The 19,146-nt window shown below is 64.5% G+C and carries 19 protein-coding genes and 1 pseudogene; 8 read left to right on the top strand and 12 right to left on the bottom strand.

Going from position 1 to position 19,146, the window contains the following annotated elements; translation table 11 throughout:
* Positions 1-35 precede the first annotated feature (35 nt).
* From ACSKB8_RS23870 to ACSKB8_RS23855, 4 genes are read left to right on the top strand one after another with little or no spacing between them, the layout of a single operon-like run.
* Entirely contained in the window at positions 36-1,010 is a 975-nt protein-coding gene (locus ACSKB8_RS23870) for a Bug family tripartite tricarboxylate transporter substrate binding protein (RefSeq protein WP_438106781.1), read from the top strand.
* 15 nt (positions 1,011-1,025) lie between these two features.
* On the top strand, positions 1,026-1,496 hold the full coding sequence (locus ACSKB8_RS23865; protein WP_438106779.1) for a (2Fe-2S)-binding protein: 471 nt from the start codon (positions 1,026-1,028) through the stop codon (positions 1,494-1,496).
* Positions 1,493-3,616: a molybdopterin cofactor-binding domain-containing protein gene (locus ACSKB8_RS23860; protein ID WP_438106777.1), complete on the top strand. Its 2,124-nt coding sequence runs from the start codon at positions 1,493-1,495 to the stop codon at positions 3,614-3,616. The genes ACSKB8_RS23865 and ACSKB8_RS23860 overlap by 4 nt, the downstream gene beginning before the upstream one ends.
* Positions 3,613-4,311: a molybdate ABC transporter substrate-binding protein gene (locus ACSKB8_RS23855; protein ID WP_438106775.1), complete on the top strand. Its 699-nt coding sequence runs from the start codon at positions 3,613-3,615 to the stop codon at positions 4,309-4,311. Before ACSKB8_RS23860 ends, ACSKB8_RS23855 begins: the two co-directional genes overlap by 4 nt.
* 14 nt (positions 4,312-4,325) lie before the next feature.
* Here the strand turns inward: ACSKB8_RS23855 and ACSKB8_RS23850 are convergent, their stop codons facing one another.
* The 4 genes from ACSKB8_RS23850 to ACSKB8_RS23835 form a co-directional block, all read right to left on the bottom strand.
* Entirely contained in the window at positions 4,326-5,132 is an 807-nt protein-coding gene (locus ACSKB8_RS23850) for an SDR family NAD(P)-dependent oxidoreductase (RefSeq protein ID WP_438106773.1), read from the bottom strand.
* A 22-nt stretch (positions 5,133-5,154) separates the two neighbouring features.
* Complete coding sequence (locus tag ACSKB8_RS23845) at positions 5,155-6,447, bottom strand: TRAP transporter large permease (protein WP_438106771.1); 1,293 nt, start codon at positions 6,445-6,447, stop codon at positions 5,155-5,157.
* Entirely contained in the window at positions 6,438-6,989 is a 552-nt protein-coding gene (locus tag ACSKB8_RS23840; RefSeq protein ID WP_128932589.1) for a TRAP transporter small permease, read from the bottom strand. Before ACSKB8_RS23840 ends, ACSKB8_RS23845 begins: the two co-directional genes overlap by 10 nt.
* Before the next feature lie 65 nt (positions 6,990-7,054).
* Positions 7,055-8,026, bottom strand: a complete 972-nt coding sequence (locus ACSKB8_RS23835; RefSeq protein WP_438106769.1) for a TRAP transporter substrate-binding protein — start codon at positions 8,024-8,026, stop codon at positions 7,055-7,057.
* A gap of 305 nt (positions 8,027-8,331) precedes the next feature.
* Between ACSKB8_RS23835 and ACSKB8_RS23830 the strand changes: the two genes are divergently transcribed.
* Entirely contained in the window at positions 8,332-9,108 is a 777-nt protein-coding gene (locus ACSKB8_RS23830) for a cyclase family protein (protein WP_438106768.1), read from the top strand.
* A gap of 32 nt (positions 9,109-9,140) precedes the next feature.
* Here the strand turns inward: ACSKB8_RS23830 and ACSKB8_RS23825 are convergent, their stop codons facing one another.
* The 3 genes from ACSKB8_RS23825 to ACSKB8_RS23815 form a co-directional block, all read right to left on the bottom strand.
* Positions 9,141-9,869 (bottom strand): Crp/Fnr family transcriptional regulator, encoded by a 729-nt coding sequence (locus ACSKB8_RS23825; RefSeq protein ID WP_438106766.1) that lies wholly within the window; start codon positions 9,867-9,869, stop codon positions 9,141-9,143.
* 278 nt (positions 9,870-10,147) lie between these two features.
* Positions 10,148-10,273 carry a hypothetical protein gene (locus ACSKB8_RS23820; RefSeq protein WP_283811349.1) on the bottom strand — a complete coding sequence of 42 codons (126 nt, stop codon included), beginning with the start codon at positions 10,271-10,273 and terminating at the stop codon, positions 10,148-10,150.
* Between the two features lie 95 nt (positions 10,274-10,368).
* The gene (locus tag ACSKB8_RS23815) at positions 10,369-11,082 is read right to left on the bottom strand and encodes a helix-turn-helix domain-containing protein (RefSeq protein WP_438106764.1); all 714 of its coding nucleotides are present in this window, start codon (positions 11,080-11,082) and stop codon (positions 10,369-10,371) included.
* Positions 11,083-11,237: 155 nt separating this feature from the next.
* On the opposite strand from ACSKB8_RS23815, the gene ACSKB8_RS23810 reads away from it, so the two are divergent.
* Entirely contained in the window at positions 11,238-11,555 is a 318-nt protein-coding gene (locus tag ACSKB8_RS23810; RefSeq protein ID WP_438106762.1) for a c-type cytochrome, read from the top strand.
* 6 nt (positions 11,556-11,561) lie between these two features.
* Here the strand turns inward: ACSKB8_RS23810 and ACSKB8_RS23805 are convergent.
* The 3 genes and pseudogenes from ACSKB8_RS23805 to ACSKB8_RS23795 all read right to left on the bottom strand — a co-directional run bounded on the left by ACSKB8_RS23805 (position 11,562) and on the right by ACSKB8_RS23795 (position 14,586).
* Positions 11,562-12,676 (bottom strand): annotated as a pseudogene (locus ACSKB8_RS23805) (ABC-type transport auxiliary lipoprotein family protein).
* 3 nt (positions 12,677-12,679) lie between these two features.
* A complete protein-coding gene (locus tag ACSKB8_RS23800; protein ID WP_176945709.1) occupies positions 12,680-13,447 on the bottom strand; it encodes an ABC transporter ATP-binding protein in 768 nt (255 codons plus the stop codon).
* 2 nt (positions 13,448-13,449) lie between these two features.
* On the bottom strand, positions 13,450-14,586 hold the full coding sequence (locus tag ACSKB8_RS23795) for an ABC transporter permease (protein WP_438106760.1): 1,137 nt from the start codon (positions 14,584-14,586) through the stop codon (positions 13,450-13,452).
* 178 nt (positions 14,587-14,764) lie between these two features.
* On the opposite strand from ACSKB8_RS23795, the gene ACSKB8_RS23790 reads away from it, so the two are divergent.
* Positions 14,765-15,040, top strand: a complete 276-nt coding sequence (locus ACSKB8_RS23790) for a hypothetical protein (protein ID WP_438106758.1) — start codon at positions 14,765-14,767, stop codon at positions 15,038-15,040.
* A complete protein-coding gene (locus ACSKB8_RS23785) occupies positions 15,041-15,526 on the top strand; it encodes a phage holin family protein (protein ID WP_438106757.1) in 486 nt (161 codons plus the stop codon).
* A gap of 9 nt (positions 15,527-15,535) precedes the next feature.
* Here the strand turns inward: ACSKB8_RS23785 and ACSKB8_RS23780 are convergent, their stop codons facing one another.
* Together ACSKB8_RS23780 and ACSKB8_RS23775 are read right to left on the bottom strand one after the other, a co-directional pair.
* Positions 15,536-18,229, bottom strand: coding sequence for a bifunctional acetate--CoA ligase family protein/GNAT family N-acetyltransferase (locus tag ACSKB8_RS23780; protein WP_438106755.1), 2,694 nt, complete (start codon positions 18,227-18,229; stop codon positions 15,536-15,538).
* A 64-nt stretch (positions 18,230-18,293) separates the two neighbouring features.
* On the bottom strand, positions 18,294-19,133 hold the full coding sequence (locus tag ACSKB8_RS23775; protein WP_438106753.1) for a universal stress protein: 840 nt from the start codon (positions 19,131-19,133) through the stop codon (positions 18,294-18,296).
* Between the last annotated feature and the right edge of the window lie 13 nt (positions 19,134-19,146).

Raw genomic sequence — 19,146 nt, 5'->3', positions numbered from 1 at the left:
GCCGGCCAAACAAGAACGACATCAGGGAGGTGGGTATGAAAGCCCGAAGATTCGTGCTGGTGGTCGCCGTCGGCCTGCTCGGCGCCTTCTCCGCAGCCCCCTCATTGGCGCAGGATTATCCCACCCGCGCAGTCCGGATCGTGGTGCCCTTTGGGGCCGGCGGGCCGGCGGATGTCGCGGCCCGGCTGATCGGCAACGTGCTCCAGGAGAGCTTTGGCCAGCCCTTCGTGATCGAGAACCGCACCGGCGCGGGCGGCGTCATCGGCACGGTCGAAGCGGCGAAGTCGCCGCCCGACGGCTACACGCTGCTGATGATGTCCAACACCCAGACCGCGAACGAATCGCTGCTGACCCCGGACAAGCGCAAATACGAGCTGATGCGCGACCTCGCGCCAATCGCGCCGGTGAACTATTCCGATCTCGTCATCGTGGTGAACCCGCAAGTCGCAGCGAAGACGCTGCAAGAGTTCATCGCGCTCGCCAAGGCACAGCCCGGCAAGCTGAACTACGCCTCCTCCGGCCAGGGCACGCCCTATCACATGGCCGGCGAGCTGTTCAAAACCATGGCCGGCGTCGAAATCGTCCACGTGCCCTATCGCAACAGCGGCGAGGCGCGCAGCGGCGTGATCGGCGGACAGGTGCAGATGATGATCGACGCGGTGCCGGCAATGGCGCCGAACATCGGCGAGAACCAGGTCCGCGCGCTCGCCACCACCGGCAAGCAGCGCTCGGCCGTGCTGCCGAACGTGCCGACCGCGATCGAGGCCGGTGTGCCCGGCTACGAGGCGACGATCTGGCTCGGCCTCATGGCTCCCGCGGGCACGCCGAAGCCTGTGATCGACAAGCTCAATGCGGCCGTCAACGCAATGGTGAAGCGGCCTGACATCGTCAAGCTCTGGACAGAACAGGGCGCCATGCCCATGTCGATGACGCCGGAACAGTTCGAAAAATTCCTGCGCGGTGACATCGAGAAATGGGCCGACGTCGTCAAGAAGTTCGACAAGTCGTGAGATCGTAGAGCGAGAATGCCTGCCATTCAATTCCAGCTCAACGGCGCAGCGATGGCCGTGGATGCTGATCCTGACCAGACGCTGCTCGACGTGCTGCGCAGCCGGCTCGCTGTCACCGGTGCGCATTTCGGCTGTGGCGCCGGTGAGTGCGGCGCCTGTTATGTCATGGTCGATGGCCGCGCGATGGCTTCATGCGATATGCCGATGTGGTCGGTTGCGGGCAAGGACGTCGTCACGGTGGAAGGCCTTGGCACGGTCGAGCAACCGCACCCGCTGCAACGCGCCTTCATCTTCGAGCAGGCGATGCAATGCGGCTATTGCGTCTCAGGGATCCTGATCAGTGCAGCAGCCCTGCTGAAGTGCAATCCGTTACCGACGGAGGCCGAGGTCAGAGCGGCGCTGGACCGCAATCTGTGCCGCTGCGGATCGCATAACCGCATGGTCCGTGCGGTGATGCGGGCGGCGGCGGAGATGGCAGCCCTATGACGGTCCCCGCCCCGAAACTGCCGGTCAGTCTGGCGGCCAATCCAAGACTGTCGTCCTGGGTACGATTCACCGGCGAAGGCCGTGTGGCGATCTCGCCCGGCAAGGTCGAGATCGGCCAGGGCATCGTCACGGCGCTGGCGCAAATTGCGGCGGACGAGCTCGATGTTGATATCGGCCGCATCGAGATGATCCGCGCCTCGACGGCGACGAGCCCGAACGAAGGCGTCACCTCGGGCAGCCTGTCGATTCAGCAATCCGGCCGCGCGCTGCGCCAGGCCTGTGCCGAGGTGCGCCAGCGCTTCCTCACCGCTGCATCGGAGCGCCTAGGCGTCGATGCGGCGCTGCTCGGTGTCGATGACGGCACGATCTCGGGACCGGGCAATGTCAGCACCAGCTATTGGGAGCTGGCTGGTGAGGTTTCTCTTGATCACGACGCGACCGCGAGCGCGACAGCGAAGAGCGCCGCCGACCGCGCGCTCGCCGGGCATTCGGTCCAGCGCGTCGACATTCCCGACAAGGTGTTCGCGCGGCCGCGCTTCATCCACGATTGTTCGCTGCCGGGCCTTTTGCACGGACGCGTGCTGCGGCCGGAGGTTTCAGGGGCCAGATTGATTGCGTTCAATGAGGAGGCTGCGCGCGCTGTCCCTGGCCTCATCGCGATCGTCCGCGACGGCGATTTTGCCGGCGTCGTTGCCGATGGCGAGGCCGCGGCGGAAGCCGCGGTGAAAGCCCTGGGCAAGGGCGCGACATGGTCGGCCGGCGATCCGCTGCCCGACGAAGACGATCTGGCGGGCTTTCTGAAGAGCCAGCCGGTCGAGACTGATGTCATCGACACCAGGACGGCAGCGACGAACAAGCCGGTCCAAACTCTGCGCCGGCAATACACCCGCCCCTACATCGCACACGGCTCGATCGCGCCATCCTGCGCCATGGCGCAATGTGACGGCGATCGCGTCCATGTCTGGACCCACAGCCAGGGCGTCTATCTGCTGCGCGCCGATCTCGCGATCGTGCTCAAGCTGCCGGCCGAGAATATCGTCGTCGAGCACATGGAGGGCGCCGGCTGCTACGGACATAATGCAGCCGACGACGTCGCGCTCGATGCCGTGCTGCTGGCAAAGGCTGCCGGCGGCCGTCCGGTGCGGGTGCAATGGTCTCGCCACGACGAGATGACCCATGCGCCGTTCGGCGCGGCCATGGCCATCGAGATCGAGGCCGATCTCGATGCCGACAACGAGATCACCGGCTGGCGCCACGCGATCTGGAGCAATGGCCATGCGGCGCGACCCGGACGCGCGGCGCAGCCCGCGCTGCTTGCCGCAACCGAGATCGCAAACCCCTACCCGCGCATGATCTCGTCCAACCCGCCGGCTGCGAATGGCGGCGGCGCTGATCGCAACTCCGTTCCACTCTATGACCTCCCGGCCTGGACGATCACAAGCCACCGGCTGCTGACGATGCCGGTGCGCACCTCAGCGCTGCGGACCCTCGGCGCGCAGGGCAACGTGTTCGCCATCGAATCCCTGCTCGACGAGATCGCCGCCCTGCGCGGCGAGGACCCGATCGCATTTCGCTTGCGTCATCTGCGCGACGAGCGCGCCAAGGACGTCATCCGCTCTGCCGCGCGACGTGCCGCGTGGAAGCCGCAGAAGCGAACCGGCATCGGTCACGGCGTCGGCTTTGCCCGCTACAAGAACATGGGAGCCTACTGCGCCGCGATTGCCGAGATCGAAGGTGCTGAGGACATCCGCGTGAAGCGGCTAACGCTTGCCGTAGACGTCGGCGAAGCGATCAATCCGGACGGTGTCATCAACCAGATCGAGGGCGGCGCGATCCAGGCGACGAGCTGGGTGCTGAAGGAGCGTGTCCGCTTCGATCGGACGCGCATCAATTCGACCTCCTGGACCGACTATCCGATCCTGAGGTTCAGCGAGGTGCCGGCGGTGGATGTCGAGATCATCCAGCGGCCGGAGATCGAGCCGCTCGGCGCCGGTGAGGCCGCGCACGGCCCGGTGACGGCAGCGATCGCCAATGCGGTTTACGATTGCCTCGGCGTGCGCGTGCACGACCTGCCGATCACGCGCGACAGGATCATTGCAGCTGCGGAGCTTGCATCGTGACGACAGTGAACATTTTGAGCGGTGGCGCAGCGCAAGGGCTGGTGCGCGGCCTTACCGACGCGCTCAAGGCGCAGACCGGCCTCAGTATCGACGGCGAGTTCGGCGCGGTCGGCATCATGGCCGACAAGCTGCGCGCGGGAGCGCCAGTAGATCTCGTGATCCTGACGCAAGTGCTGCTTGCCAAGCTCGCCGAGGAGAAGCTTATCACTTCCTCCTCGATTGCCGATGTCGGCCGCGTCGAGACTGCGCTGGCCGTCCGCAGCCGCGATCCCAGGGTGACGGTGAAGAGCGAAGCCGATTTGCGTGAGGTCTTGCGCAGCGCCGATGCGATCTACGTCCCCGACACGAAGGCCTCGACCGCGGGACAGCACGTCGCCAAAGTGCTTGATCAGCTCGGCATCGCCTATGAGGTCGCCTCACGCCTCAAGATCTTTCCGAACGGCGCAACTGCGATGCGGGAGCTTGCGGCATCCACCGCGCAAAGACCGATCGGCTGCACGCAGGCGACCGAGATCATCGCGACCGACGGCATCGCGCTGTCAGGATCGCTGCCGCCCGGCTGCGAACTCGTGACGATGTACACGGCCGGTGTCACCGCGCGGGCCGCACACCCAAAGGAGGCGGCCGCGCTGATCGCGCTGCTGAGCAGCGCAGACCGGAAGGAGCTGCGCCAACGCGCAGGCTTCGCGGGGTAGATGCCGATGACTGCCTATTTGTGCAGCTGGGTGAGGCCGGTCGGCGGGCCATCGACGGCAGTCCAGCCGCCATCGACGAACAGCGTGCTGCCGCTGACATAGCTCGCGGCGTCCGAAGCGAGATAGGCCACAGCGGTGGCGACCTCGTCGGCGCTGCTCCAGCGGTTGAACACGGTGTGCCCGGCGTAGAGATTGTAGATGTCGGGACGCTGCTTGAACGGGCCGGTCAGCGCCGTTTCGGCGATGCTCGGCGCGATCGCGTTGACGCGCACGCCGGCATGGCCGACCTCTGAGGCAAAGCCCTTCACCAGGAGGCCGATCGCCGCCTTGGTCGAGCCGTAGACGCCGAGGCCCGGCTCGATGGTGACCGCGCGCACCGAGGAGCAGGCGACGATGCTGCCGCCCTTCTGCTCGACCATGATGCGGCCAAAAGCCTGGAAGAACCAGACCGTGCCCTTGACGTTGAGGTTGAGGACGCGATCGAGATCCTCCTCGGTGTAGTCGAGGATGGTCTTGCGGATGTTGAGCCCGGGCGTCGTCACAGCGATGTCGAGCCGCGGAAACTTCTGCATCACGGTTTTGGCCAGCGCGTTGACGTCCGCAGCGCTCGCGGCGTCGCAGCTAGCAGCTTCCGCCCAGCCGCCCTTGTCGCGAATGCCGGCGGCGGTCGCCTCCGCCGCATCAAACGCGCGGTCGGCGCAGACGACGCGGGCGCCGAGCCCGGCCAGCGCCTCGGCCGACGACTTGCCGATGCCGGAAGCGGCGCCGAGGACGACTGCGGTCTTGCCGGTGAGATCGAAGAGCTTGCGATAGTCCGTCACTGATGGCTTCTCCCTGGTGCTGCTAGCCCTTGTAGCCCATCAGCAGGCGGGGCAGCCACAGCGAGAATGCAGGGACGTAGGTCACGAACATCAAGGCTGCGATCAGCGCGGCATAGAACGGCAGGATGGTGCGCATCACGGCGCCGACCGAGATGCCGCCGATGGCGCAGCCCACGAACTGCGTCGTTCCGACCGGCGGGGTGTTCAGCCCCAGGGCGCAATTGATCAGCATCAGCATCCCGAACTGCACCGGGTCCATGCCCGCCTTCATCGCGATCGGCAGGAAGATCGGGGTGCAGATCAGGATGGTCGCGGCCATGTCCATGAACGTGCCGAGCACGAACAAGATGACGTTGATGAGCAGGAAGATCATCCAGGGCTGCGTGGAGACCTTGCTCATCATCTCGCCGGCGAGGTCGGCCACCTCGTAGAGTCCCATCAGATACTGGAACATGGTGGAGACGCCGATCAGCAGCAGCACCACGCCCGTCGTCTTCACCGCCTTGGCGGCGGCGCGCAGGAAGTTGCCCCAGGTCATGGTGCGGTAGATGAAGAAGGTCAGCAGGATCGTGTAGGTGACCGCGACGGCTGCGGATTCCGTTGCCGTGAAGACGCCGGACAGGATGCCCGCCAGGATGATGCCGACGATCAGAAGGCCCGGCAGCGCGGCCGCAAGCGAGCGGAAGACCTCGGCCCAGCCCGGAAATTTGCCCGCCGGATAGCCGCGCCTCACCGCGACCGCGTAAGCAGCGACCAGCATGCAGACCATCAGCACGAGCGCCGGCAGGAGGCCGGCGGCGATCAGCGCACCGATCGAGACCTTGCCGCCCGCGGCAAGGGCATAGATGATCATGTTGTGACTGGTCGGCATCAAGGCTCCGACCAGCGAGGCATGGGTGGTGACGTTGACGGCGTAGTCGGTGTCGAAACCCTCTTTCTTCATCATCGGGATCATGACTGCGCCCATCGCCGACACGTCGGCGACGGGCGAGCCGGAGACGCCGCCGAACAGGGTGCAGGCGACCACGTTCGACATGCCGAGCCCGCCGCGGATGTGCCCGACGAGATTCTTGGCGAGCTGCACGATCTTATCGGCGACGCCGCCATGCAGCATCAGCTCACCGCTGAAGACAAAGAACGGAATGGCGAGGAAGGAGAAGATGTTCATCCCCGACATCATCTGCTGGAAGATGACGGCGACCGGCAGGCCTTCGTAGAGGATGGTGCAGATCGCGGAGAGGCCGATCGCGAAGGCGACGGGGACGCCGAGGATCAGGAAGCCGAAGAAGGTGGCGCCGAGGATGATCAGTTCCATGAGGGGACGACCTCTTCGCCGCGCAAGAGAGCAATGATGTGCTCGATTGAAAAGGAGATGATCAGGATGCCGGAGGCGATCAGCGGCACGTAGCGGATCACCTCAGGCAGGCCGAGATTGGGGATCTTCACGGTTCCGACCGACGCCCCGAGGATCCAGCCATTGTAGGCCATCGCAATGCCGAACACGGCCACCAGGACGTGGATCACGAGCTCGATCTTCTCCCGCATGTGATCCGGAAGCATCACCAAGAGACTGTCCATGCCGATGTGTCCGGCATCGCGCACGCCGACGGCGGCGCCGATCAAGGTGACATACAGGATCAGGACCAGCGCGAGGTTCTCCGTCCAGGTCGGGCTGGAATTGAGCACGTAACGTCCGAACACCTGGTAGAAAACGATGACGACGATGACGAGCAGGCCGGCCACGGACAGATACATGCCCGCGCGCGCGACGGGAGCATTGATCCGCGACAGCAATCCGGTGGACGGGCGACCGGTGACCGCCTCGTGCTCGTGGCTTGCGACGTGTGGGTCTGTCATCCCGCGCCTCCCTCCCGAGGGTCCGGTGCCGCAACTGGGCGACTCCGGACCCGACACTGCTATGTTTACTTCGTGTCCTGGATGCGCTTGACGAGGCTCTGGAGCTTCTCGTCACCGGCGAACTTCGTGTACACCGGCTTCATCGCGTCGACGAATTCCGCCTTGTTGGCGATGGTCACGACCTGAACGCCGGCGGCCTCGACGGTCTTGCGGGCGGCTTGCTCGCGCTCGTCCCAGAGCTTGCGCATGACGGGCACCGATTCCTTGGCCGCCTTGCGGATCATCGCCTGATCGTCCTTGCTCAGCGTGTCCCAGACCTTCTTCGACATCACGAGAACTTCCGGCGCCAGCGAGTGCTCGGTGACGTTGTAGAACTTGGCGGCTTCGAAGTGGCGCGAGGACTCGTAAGACGGCCAGTTGTTCTCGGCAGCGTCCACGAGGCCGGTCTTGAGCGCGGTATAGACCTCGCCATAGGGCATCGGCGTCGGGTTGGCTCCGAGGCTCTGAATCATGCCGACCCACAGGTCGGATTGCTGGACGCGGATCTTCAGGCCCTTGAGGTCGGCGAGCGACTTGACCGGTGCCTTGACGGTGTAGATGGACCGGGCGCCGCTGTCGTAATAGGCAAGGCCGACCAATCCCGCGGGCTCCATCGCCGCCAGGATCTCATCGCCGATGGATCCATCGAGGACCGTGCGCATGTGCTGCGTATCCCGGAAGACGAAAGGCAGGCACAACGCGATGGTTTCCGGCACAAAGTTGTTCAGCGGCGATGCGTTGATCCGCATCATGTCGAGCGCGCCGATCTTGAGCTGCTCGATGGTGTCCTTCTCGGATCCCAGGGCTCCGTTGGGAAACACCTTAACGCCGAGCTTGCCGCCGCTCGCCGCCGCGAGCTGCTTGCCCATGAACTTGACGGCCTCGACGGTCGGATAATCGGCGGGGTGGACGTCGGCGGAGCGGAAATCGCGTGCGGTCGCCAGGGGCGCTGAGACCGCCAGTGCAACGGCTGTGATGATACCGGTGAGTGTCTTCATCTGGGCTTTCCTCCTGGTCGACTGGGTTGATTATGTTGTTGTCGGGCCGGCTGCAGGCCGCCTTGGGTCGCTCCACTTCAGGTGTGAAGTCAAGCGCCAATGTCGTCCCTAGGGCGAGCGGCATTCTCTGTCCAAGCCAAATCCAGCATTGATCAATGCAAGAGTTGCATCGATCAATTTCTGGCGCAATTCGCATTAGGGTGGGGTACGGCGGGCTGGCTCGGCGTCGCCGGCACGTGACTTGACGCCCCCTACGGAGCCCCCTCAACATGTTCGAAACAGTGGACCATCTCGAGGGAATGCCCATGCCGCGGAAGCTGATCGATATCTCAGTGCCGCTCCGAAACGACGTGACGTCCGATCCGCCCGGCAACCATCCGACGATCCAGTATATCGATCACCAGCAGGGCCTGCCGCGCATGCTGCAGTTCTTCGACGGCCTCAAGGCGCAGGATTTGCCGGACGGCCAGGGCTGGGCCGTCGAGCAGGTCTCGCTGTCGACCCACAACGGGACGCATCTCGATGCGCCCTGGCACTTCCATCCGACCATGAACCGCGGCGAACGGTCATGGACGATCGACGAGGTGCCGCTGGAATGGTGCTTTCAACCGGGCGTGAAGCTCGACTTCCGGCATCTGCCCGACGGCTACGTGGCGAGCGCCGACGATGTCGAGAAGGAGCTGAAACGCATCGGACACACGCTGTCGCCGCTGGAGATCGTCATCGTTAACACCAGCGCCGGCGCGAAATTCGGCCAAGCCGACTATGTCAATTCCGGCTGCGGCATGGGCTATGAAGCCACCATGTACCTGCTCGAACGCGGCGTCCGCCTGACCGGCACCGACGGCTGGAGCTGGGATGCGCCGTTCGTCTACACTGCAAAGAAATACGCCGAAACAAGGGATGCCAGCCTGATCTGGGAAGGCCACAAGGCGGGACGGCACATCGGCTATTGCCATCTTGAGAAGCTGCACAATCTCGATCAATTGCCCGCGACCGGATTCATGGTCTCATGCTTTCCGGTCAAGATCGAACGCGCCTCCGCAGGCTGGACCCGCGCGATCGCCATCATCGATGGCTAGATGCTCAATAATGTAGAGCACGCTCTACGCTCTCAATCGCCGGAGAGACCGCTCTCGGCGAGTTCGCGCAGTGCATCTGTATCCAGCACGACGATCGCGCCATGCTCGAGACGAACCCAGTTGCGGCCGGACCATGCGCGCAATTGCTTGTTGATGCTCTCGCGCGTCATCCCGACCATCTCGCTGATCTCCTGCTGGGTGATGGCGAGCGTGCCGCTGCCGGAGTCGAGCTTGCGCTCCTCGGTGAGACCGAGCAGTGCGCTCGCGAGCCGGCCCGGCAGGTTCTGGAGGATCACCTGCTCGACCTGCTGGCTGGTCCAGCGCAGGCGCGCGCAGAGCAGCTCGATGAATTTCATCGCCAGCGCCGGCTGGCTCTTCACGAATGGCAGGAAGTCCCGGCGATCGATGATGTAGAGTTCGCAATTGGTGTTCGCGGTGGCGTCGGCCGACCTGGGTGCGCCGTCGAGCACCGCGATCTCGCCAAAAATTTCTCCGGGACCGATCAGATTGAGAATGGCATTCCGCCCATCCGGCGACGAAGAGGAGATCTTCACCGTCCCCGTGACCACCGCGAATAGGTTGTTACCGGGATCGCCCTTGGCGGCGATCGTCGCGCCACGCTTCACGGTGGTGTGCTTGGCATAGCGGCAGAGTTGATCGAGCGCCTCCGGCTCCAGATCCGCGAAGATCGGGTGCTTGCGCAGCACCGATAGTTTGTTGCCCGCTGACTGTCGGGGGTCGCCGGTCTTGTCCTGAGGCACGCCGCTGGGCTCCTAAGACTGCGAGGCATTGGGGTTCCTGCGTAGTCAACGTTATCAGGCTTTTCAACCGGAAAGCACGGGCGCCGTTTTAGGCAAATGCCGCGAAAACGCCGTGGTTAGGCGGAAGGCACCATCCGAAGGATGCGCCGATGCATTTGGACCGACGCAGAGTTGCAGATTGCGCAAGTCGTGATTGCGTTGAGGCGCTGCCGCACGGCCAGAGCTCTGGACGAGCGTCGGCGGTCGGCGCGTCAGATCGGACGACGATCTCAGGAGCTTCAGCGCTTGGAATCCGGGTCGAGCCGGCCTGCGCTGGTCTGCCGGTCCGCCCAAGCCAAGGCTGCGGCGAAAGCGACGAAGATCGCGACGACGACGACAGTCACCAGCAACGCGTCAGCGGGCATCATGCTTCTCCCGGATTGTCTGAGGCATTATTTTGCGACGGATGGCCGGCGTCATTGATCGGGATCAAAAATCCGCGAGCGTTGCGGACAGAATGTCAGGCCGCGGCCAGGGCCTCGACGCGCGCGGGGTCGCGCAGGCTGATACCGCCATGAAGGATTTCGATTGCACCGTGACGCTCGAGCTTGGTGAAGGTGCGGCTGACGGTTTCGATGGTCAGGCCGAGATAGTCGGCGATGTCCTGACGGCTCATCGGAAGCGGAACGGTGTCCAGCGATCCCCCGAGCGCCAACAGACGCTGGCGCCAGCCGAGCAGAAACGTTGCGACCTTCTCGTCCGCCGAGCGACGGCCGAGCAGGACCATGTGGTCGCGCGCCTGGCTCAGCTCGCGAATGGCCAGCTCGTTGATCCGCCTGAGCAGCTGCGGCCGGCTCTCGATGAAACGGCCGAAAGGTGCTTTGGCGAACTGGCACACGGTCACCGCGCCGATCGCGTCGGCCGAAAAATTGTGGCGGCCGGAAATATTCATTCCCAGGAAATCGCCCGGCAGGGCAAAGCCCACGATCTGCCGCCGACCGTCGGGCAGCAGCTTGTACAGCCGCATGACGCCTTCGAGGACGTTGTAGAACGAGGTCGTGATGTCCTCTTCGGAAAACACGGTCTCGCCTGAGCCGAAATGGACACGGCGCCCCAGATGCTCGAATTCCCTGAGCTCGGCTGCATCCAGCGACGAGCAAACCGCTGATGCGCGTACGGCACAATCGCTGCAGAAATGCCCGTTCGGCTCAATCGTGACCACGGAAGGCTTCATCCACCGCTCCAAGCGTCGGCCCAGCTCTGCCCCGGGCCGAGTTGCCACGCACCTGCATTTTACTGCGCTGTGACAAACCCGATTGACTCAGATCAATTTTGGCCGAGGTCCCCGCCTTATTCTGTCCCTCCAGAGTTCGACGGGGATCACTTTCCATGCTGCAAAGCGCGCTGCGTCACGGCCTGATTGGGCTGCTCCTGATCACGCCTGCGCAAGCCGCCACGACCGCCGAGCAGCGCGGCAAGGCCTTTGCACGGGCAAATTGCGCTCGCTGCCATGCGATCGACCGTGTCTCCGAGAGTCCGCTCAAGAGCGCGCCAGCGCTGCGAAACCTGCATCGGCGTTATCCGATCGAGACCCTTGGTGAGGCGCTGGCCGAAGGTATCTACACCGGCCATACCGACATGCCCGCCTTCGAGCTCAATCCGGACCAGATCCACGACCTCCTGTCCTACCTGAAGACTCTGGAATAGCAGGCATCATACCGCCTGCACGGTCCAGCCGATCAGCTCCTTTGCGATCCGGGCAAAGGCGGCATCGAACGCTGCGACTGAAGCGGCCGGCTCGACCTTGTCGAGCTTCTCGGTGGTCTCAACGAGGCGCGAGGCAATCACCTTGCCGTTCTTGTCGACGATCCGCGCCGACAGTCCGATCTCGACTTTCGCCTCGCCGTCTGTCGCGATCCGAAAGCGTCTGATGTCGATCAGGAGCTGGTAGTCCGCCTGACCGAGATCGGTCGTGCGTAGCGGGGCGTGGGCAATGTCGTAATTCTCGAAACTGTCGATCAGGCGCGCCTGCACCAGTTTTGGAATGCTGTCGGCCCAGAGGAAATCGGCAAAGCCCGGATCGTCCCGACCGGCGAGAACAGCATGCGCTGGGTCTGGAGCATCGCGACCGCGGTCGGCTCGGGAATGGCCAGTGACGCAGACAGCGTCTTGCCGGCCGGCCCCAGATTCTTCGGCGTGCGCAGGTCGTAGGTGACCTTCTGCGCGGGCGCTCCGCCACCGGTCATCTTCTCGAGGCCCGCCAGAATGCCGTCGATCTTGCCGGTGTTGCGCGCGAGCCCGTCGGAGAACGTCTTCAAATTGGCGATGGTGTCCTTCAGCGGGCCGGAATTGTCCTCCAACACGGTGTCGACCTTCCGCAGCGCATCGCGCGCCGCCTGCGTCATGCTCTGGCCTGCGCCGGCCTCGGCGATCAAGGTCAGCGCATCATCGGACTTGGCGCCCGACTTGGCGACGATCATGCCGCCCTCCAGCGTCACCACCGGCACACCGGTCAAGCCCTGGAAATCGAGCCCGACCTTGGTGTCGGCACGCACGGGCGTCGCCGCGGCCACCGAGATCGTCGCATTGACGAAACGCGGGTTATCCGGCGCGAGCCCGAGCTCGGTCACCTCGCCGACGCGGATGCCGTTGAACAGCACGCCGGCGCCGACCAGCAGGCCGGGCACCGGTCCCTGGAATTGGACGTGGTAGTTCGTGCGCGGCCCGATGCCGCCGGTGTTGTTCAGCCAATAGACGAAGCCGAACACCGCGAGGATCGCAGCCAGCACGAAGGTGCCGATCAGCACGTAAGGAGCGCGGGTTTCCATGTGTCATCTCATTTCGTGTTGCAGCATCTGCGAGCGCTTGCCGTGGAAATAGGCCCGCACCCAGGGATGCTCGGATTGCAGCAGTTCGCGCATCGGGCCGATCGCCACGATCCTGCCGTCGGCCAGGGCGGCCACGCGGTCGCAGACCGTGGTCAGGCTCGCAAGGTCGTGGGTGACCATGAACACGGTGAGGCCCAGGGTCTTTTGCAGCGTCTTGATCAGCGCGTCGAAATCGCCGGCGGCGATCGGGTCGAGGCCGGAGGTCGGCTCGTCCAGGAACAGGATCGGCGGATCGAGCGCGAGCGCGCGCGCCAGCGCCACGCGCTTGGTCATGCCGCCCGACAGCTCCGCGGGAAATTTGTCCGCATCCTGCGCCCGCAGCCCGACCATCTCGAGCTTGGCAATCGCGATCTCGTCCATCAGCTCCTGCGACAGGACGAGATTTTCCCGCAGCGGAAACTGGACGTTCTGCCGCACTGTCAGCGATGAGAACAGCGCGCCCTGCTGGAACAGGATGCCCCAAGTCGTGGCCGCGCCTTGAGCGCGGCCGCCGATGGGCTGTCCCATGACTTCGATGGTGCCGCTTCGGCGCGGGATGAGGCCGATGATAGTGCGCATCAGCACCGACTTGCCGCCGCCGGACGCTCCGACCAGCCCGAGGATCTCACCGCGGCGGACGTCGAGCGACAGATGGTCGAGCACGATCTGGCGGCCGAAGCCGACCACGAGGTCGCGGACGCGGATCGCGAACTCTTCCTGCGATTCCTCCATCGTCACATTCCAATCGAAGCGAAGAAGATCGCGAACAGGCCGTCGAGCACGATCACCAGGAAGATCGACTTCACCACCGATGTCGTGGTCTGCCGTCCCAGCGACTCGGCGCTGCCTTTCACGCGCAATCCTTCGCTACAGGCGACGATCCCGATCACCAGCGCCATGAACGGCGCCTTCAGGATCCCCACCTCGAAATGAGTGATGGAAATGGCGTCATGCAGCCGTGCGATGTAGATCGCCGGTCCCATGTCGCCGTAGAACTGTGCGACCAGCCCGCCGCCATAGAGCGCGGCAATCGATCCGATGAAGGCGAGGATCGGCAGCGCGATGACGAGCGCGGCAACGCGCGGCAGGATCAGGACGTTGACGGGGTCGAGGCCCATGGTCGAGAGCGCGTCGATCTCCTCGCGCATCTTCATCGAGCCGAGCTCGGCGGTATAGGCGCTTCCCGACCGTCCGGCGACCATGATGGCGACGATCAACACGCCGAGCTCGCGCAGCACCAGGATGCCGACCATGTCGACGGTGTAGGACTCCGCGCCGAACCTGCGGAAATGGAAGAATCCCTGCTGGGCGATGATGGCGCCGATCAGGAAGGTGATCAGCACGATGATGGGAATCGCCTGCCATCCGATGCGGTAAAGCTGATAGACCAGCGAGGTCAACCGCAGCGATCGCGGCCGGCGCAGCACGCCGATCACAGCCATGAATAGCGCGCCGAGCATTTGCAGAAAGATCGCGACGTCTTCCCGCGCACCCATCGTGGCCTTGCCGAGATCGCCGAGCCTGAGCAGGAGCGGATTTGACGTGGCTATGGGTGTCGGCGCGTCGCGGTTGACCTGGCGCACCTCGTCCATCAGGCCGCTGAAATGATCGGCGACACCGACGAATTCAGCCGATCTGCCGGATGATGCAGCCCGGCGCGACAGCTTCTCCAGGACCCAGGCGCCGAGCGTGTCGAGCGCGCTGACGCCCGACATGTCCAGGGTCACGGCTCTGGACCGATCGACATCCGCCCCGACCGATCGGGACAGCGTTTCGAGCGTCACTACATTCGCTGCGGTCCACGGCCCTTCCGGGCGCAATTTCAGCACATCGCCGGACGGCGTCGCCAGCAACAGTGGTTCGGGGTTCACGCTTCCACCTCATCGGGACGATTGGGGCCCATTCAGTCGGAATTTCTAGGCCAGCATGTGGCGGCCGGGTTGACCTGTCTCAAGACCAGGACAACACCGCACCTCCTTGACGCACATCAAGTACCGTTGCGCCCGCGGATCCTAGGTTCGCTAGCGGATCAATGGGGACATCAAATCCATGTTCGATAGCGACAAGATGAGCGACGAACTGCGAGCGCTGAAGGTTGACGTCACGCGCCTTTTGAGCACCGCCGGCGAGGAGATCTACGACAGTTCGAAAGATCGGGCCGAGGCGCTGGCCGATCAGATCAGGGCTGCGCTCACCGAGCTCGGCGAGACCGTCGACGATGAGCAGGAGCAGCTTCAGGGCCTCATTGCGGATCGGCCGATCACATCGCTCGCCTCCGCGTTTGCGCTCGGCGTGGTGGTCGGCTTCATGCTGAGGAGGCATTAGGTGAATACCGAGAGTGTCGTCAAACATCTGCGCGTGCTGTGGCGCACCGATCGGATCATCGCGGACATCAGGCTTCGCCATCTGTTGATGGGGCTTGGCCTTCGCGCCTTCGCGGCGCTGATCGCGGCCTTCGGACTCCTGATGCTGGAGCTCTCGGCCTATTTCGCGCTGGTGCAGATCTGGAGTGCGATTACTGCGGCCGCCATCCTCGGCGCCGTCAACTTCGTCATCGCGGCCGCTCTGTTCATGGTCGCCGGCCGCGCTCCGTCAGGGCGTGACATCGAACTTGCGAACGAAATTCATGACGCATCCATCGAAGCCCTTCAGCTCGAGGCGCGCGCGCTCCAGGTCCAGGTGTCAGGCGCCGTGCATCATCCGCTCAGCACCGTCGTGCCGGTGCTGGTGCCGCTGATTGCGATCATCGTCAAGAATTTGCGAACGACGGCCAGGAAATCCACCGCAACGTCGGCTGAAGCGCACTCCTAAAGCGCGCGCTCAGAGCTTCAGCCTGACGTCGCAGATATCAGGCTCGGCAGGATCCGGCTTGACCTCGAAGCCGAGCTGCCGGCACATATCGAGCATCACGATGTTCTCCTGGAGCACGTCGCCCGATATGGTCTTCAACCCTTCCGACTTCGCATAATCGATGATCAGCTGCATCAGGGCCCATCCGAGTCCCCTGCCCTTGAGATCGGACCGCAGCAGGATGGCGTATTCGCCGCTCTCGTAGATCGAGTCCGAATGGAGCCGGACGACGCCGACCATCTCGCCGGTCTCCCCGTCGAATGCGATGAAAGCCATCGCGCGCGCATAATCGAGCTGAGTCAGGCGCGCGATGAACTCGTGGGTGAACTCCTTCATCGGTGCGAAGAAGCGCAGGCGGAGGTCGTGCGGCGTGACGTGACGCAGGAATTCGTGGATGGTCGGCTCGTCCTCGGGGCGCATGGGCCGCACGAAGATCCGCCAGCCGTCCTTCAGCTCCAGGCGGCGCTCCCATTGTGACGGATAGGCCCGAACGGCGAAATTGGCCGGCCCGGAGCCTGCAAACTTCCGCTGCGGCGGCCCCACGGCAACGCGGGCATCGACCGCGGTCACGCCGGTTTCGTCCGCGAGCAGCGGGTTGATGTCGAATTCGCGGATTTCGGGAATGTCGGCGGCCATCTGCGCCAGCTTGACCAGCACCATGGCGACGGCATCCGGCTTCACTGCCGGCACGTCCCGGTAGGCGCGAAGCAGCCGTGACACGCGCGTGCGGTCGATCAGGTCGCGGGCGAGCTGCAGGTCGAGCGGCGGCAGCGCAAGCGCCTTGTCGTTGATGATCTCTACAGCCGTCCCGCCTCGGCCGAAGACGACGACGGTGCCGAAGGTGGGATCATCGGCAAGACCGAGGATCAGCTCGCGCGCCTTCGCCTTGACCACCATCGCTTGGACAATGACACCGCCGATGCGGGCTTCGGGTCGCAGCTTCCTCGCTCGGTCGAGAATGTCGGTGACCGCCGCGCGCACCGCATCCGGCGTGGTCAGGTTGAGGATGACACCGCCGACATCTGATTTGTGGACGATGTCACGCGACATGATCTTCAGCACGACGGTGGCGCCTTTCGCGAACATGTCGTTCGCATAGGCCACCGCCTGCTCGACATCGGTTGCGGCATAGGTCGGCACCATCGCAATGTCGTAGGCTTCGAGCAGGTGCTTGATCTCGACAGGCTCGAGCCATTGACGGCCGTCTGTGATCGCGGCAGTGACGATCTGCCTCGCCGCCTTGGCGTCCGGCACGAACGTGTCGGGCATCGCGGGCGGAACCTGGCTCAATTCTTCAACCACTTCGCGGTGCCGGACCAGATGCATGAAGCCGCGCACGGCATCATCCTCGGTCGGGTAGTTCGGAATGCCCGCGCCGGAGAGCGTCTGAATGATGTTCTGGTCGGCTCCGACCCAGGCGGCAAGGACGGGCTTTGCCCAGCGGCGGTGCTGCTCACGGTATTTTCCGACGAGCTCTGTCACGGTCGTGGCGATGTCGGCCGCCGAGGCGATCGCCGTCTGCACGTTGAGGACAAGCACGGCGTCATTGTCGGGATCGGCGAGCAGCACCTCCAGCGCCGCTGCGTAGCGCGCGGCGTCGGCGTCGCCCACGATATCGACGGGATTTGCACCGGACCAGGTCGGCGGCAGCACGTCATCGAGTTTCTTGCGCGCGTCCGCCGAGATCGATGCCGGAATTCCGCCAAGCTCGACCAATCGATCGATGGCTAAGACGCCGATGCCACCGCCATTGGTCAGAATGGCGAGGCGCTTTCCCGCCGGCGATTCGACGCGACCGAGCGTCTCGGCGCAATCGAACAGCTCGCGCAGATCGGAGACCCGCAGCACGCCTGCGCGGCGGAACGCGGCGTCATAGACGGCGTCGGCGCCGGCGAGCGCCCCGGTGTGCGTGGCCGCGGCCTTCGCCCCCTGCGCCATCCGGCCGGACTTCACCACGACGACCGGCTTCACGCGCGCGGCGGCGCGCGCCGCCGACATGAACTTGCGAGCGTCCTTGATGGCCTCGATATAGAGCAGGATCGCGCGGGTCTTGTGATCCATCGCGAAATAGTCGAGCAGATCGGCAAGGTCGACGTCGATCTGATCGCCGATCGAGACGATGCCGGAGAAGCCAACGCCGCGCTGCGCCGCCCAATCGACCATGCCGGCCGCGATCGCGCCCGATTGCGAGATCAGCGCGAGATTTCCCGCGCCTGGCATGTGCGCGGCGAAGCTGGCATTGAGGCTTACGGCGGGCATCATGATGCCGAGACAGTTCGGACCGATCAGCCGCATGCCGTACTTGCGGGCCGCGGCGATTGCAGCCTCGTGCAGGGATCCCGGTCCGTGGCCGAGCCCGGCCGAGACGATCAGCGCGCCCGCCGAGCCGCGACGTCCGGCCTGATCGATGATGCCGGGAACCTCCCGCGCCGGCGCGGTGATGACCACGAGCTCGGGGACGAAGTCCAACCTGTCCAGACTCTTCACCGCGGCGATGCCGCCGATCTCGGCATGGCGCGGATTGACGAGGCCAAACTGTCCTTTGAACTCGGCGCCGCGGATGTTCTCCAGGACGGCGCGTCCCACCGAGACCGGGCGGGCACTCGCGCCGACCAGCGCGACCGAACGCGGTGACAGCAGATTCTTCAGGCGGTAGGTGGACATGAAAGCAAATGCGCCCGGTCGCTGGCGGTTCCGAGGATGGAAGATCAGGCTGGAAACTGCGTGCCTAGTGCGAGATCATAACCCAGCACGGTGGCTGGCCAATGACGGTCTTTGTCACACCGCCCCAAACGATCTCGTTCAGGCGCGAATGATGATAGGCGCCCATCACGATCGCATCGATCGCATGGGAATTCGCCCAGCTTCCGAGCACCTTTCCGATCGAATTGCCGCCGCATTTCGCCGTTTCGAACGAGGCGTGAACGCCGTGTTCCCTGAGATGGCCAACGAGAGCCGTTCCGGATTGCACGATCGCGTCGGTCTTCTCGTCCGCCACGGTCACCACGCGGACCGATGCGGCCGCCTGAAGGACCGGCAGCGCATCGCCGACCGCACGCGCCGCACGCGCGGAGTGATCCCACGCGATCATCACATTCTCGAATTCCGGTCGCAGCTCATCGACGTGCTGTTCCGGGCAGAGCAGAAGCGGCCGCCCGGATTCGAACAGGAGCGTCTCGATGATGTGTTCCGTTCGGCTGTCGTGCGGCTTCACCGGGAGCAACGTGAGATCGCTGAAGCGCGCATGTTCGGCCAGGATCGAGGCGATCTGGTCTGCCGGCACCTTGGCCGATCGGCCGTGAGCGCGAATGTCGGCGCGGGACGATGCATCTGTGAAGGCATTCAGGAGCAGTTGCATGTCGCCGGTCCCAAGCAACCCCGTTGCCTCGGCCGCAGCGGCATCGTCCGGCAGCAGCACTTTCGGCCGCACGAAAACATCTTCCTCGAGCGCAAGTGCGGTGATCCTGGCGCCGAGGTCCGCGGCGGCAGCCACGCATTTCTCGATCGCGGCTAAAAGCGGCCGGCGCGGCTGGCCGACAAGCGGCAGAAAGACGTCCTTGATGGCCATCGGGATTCTCCTT

The sequence above is a fragment of the Bradyrhizobium sp. BR 1432 genome (assembly GCF_051547705.1).
Taxonomy (GTDB): domain Bacteria; phylum Pseudomonadota; class Alphaproteobacteria; order Rhizobiales; family Xanthobacteraceae; genus Bradyrhizobium; species Bradyrhizobium zhanjiangense.
Note: the sequence above shows the minus strand (reverse complement) of the source record. Positions and strands in the feature narration are given on the sequence as shown.

Excerpts from the sequence above, each read along its gene's own strand:
- ACSKB8_RS23870 (WP_438106781.1), top strand. The coding sequence starts at position 36 with ATGAAAGCCCGAAGATTCGTGCTGGTGGTCGCCGTCGGCCTGCTCGGC.
- ACSKB8_RS23865 (WP_438106779.1), top strand. The coding sequence starts at position 1,026 with ATGCCTGCCATTCAATTCCAGCTCAACGGCGCAGCGATGGCCGTGGAT.
- ACSKB8_RS23860 (WP_438106777.1), top strand. The coding sequence starts at position 1,493 with ATGACGGTCCCCGCCCCGAAACTGCCGGTCAGTCTGGCGGCCAATCCA.
- ACSKB8_RS23845 (WP_438106771.1), bottom strand. The coding sequence starts at position 6,447 with ATGGAACTGATCATCCTCGGCGCCACCTTCTTCGGCTTCCTGATCCTC.
- ACSKB8_RS23840 (WP_128932589.1), bottom strand. The coding sequence starts at position 6,989 with ATGACAGACCCACACGTCGCAAGCCACGAGCACGAGGCGGTCACCGGT.
- ACSKB8_RS23835 (WP_438106769.1), bottom strand. The coding sequence starts at position 8,026 with ATGAAGACACTCACCGGTATCATCACAGCCGTTGCACTGGCGGTCTCA.
- ACSKB8_RS23830 (WP_438106768.1), top strand. The coding sequence starts at position 8,332 with ATGCCGCGGAAGCTGATCGATATCTCAGTGCCGCTCCGAAACGACGTG.
- ACSKB8_RS23820 (WP_283811349.1), bottom strand. The coding sequence starts at position 10,273 with ATGCCCGCTGACGCGTTGCTGGTGACTGTCGTCGTCGTCGCGATCTTC.
- ACSKB8_RS23815 (WP_438106764.1), bottom strand. The coding sequence starts at position 11,082 with ATGAAGCCTTCCGTGGTCACGATTGAGCCGAACGGGCATTTCTGCAGC.
- ACSKB8_RS23810 (WP_438106762.1), top strand. The coding sequence starts at position 11,238 with ATGCTGCAAAGCGCGCTGCGTCACGGCCTGATTGGGCTGCTCCTGATC.
- ACSKB8_RS23800 (WP_176945709.1), bottom strand. The coding sequence starts at position 13,447 with ATGGAGGAATCGCAGGAAGAGTTCGCGATCCGCGTCCGCGACCTCGTG.
- ACSKB8_RS23790 (WP_438106758.1), top strand. The coding sequence starts at position 14,765 with ATGTTCGATAGCGACAAGATGAGCGACGAACTGCGAGCGCTGAAGGTT.
- ACSKB8_RS23780 (WP_438106755.1), bottom strand. The coding sequence starts at position 18,229 with ATGTCCACCTACCGCCTGAAGAATCTGCTGTCACCGCGTTCGGTCGCG.
- ACSKB8_RS23775 (WP_438106753.1), bottom strand. The coding sequence starts at position 19,133 with ATGGCCATCAAGGACGTCTTTCTGCCGCTTGTCGGCCAGCCGCGCCGG.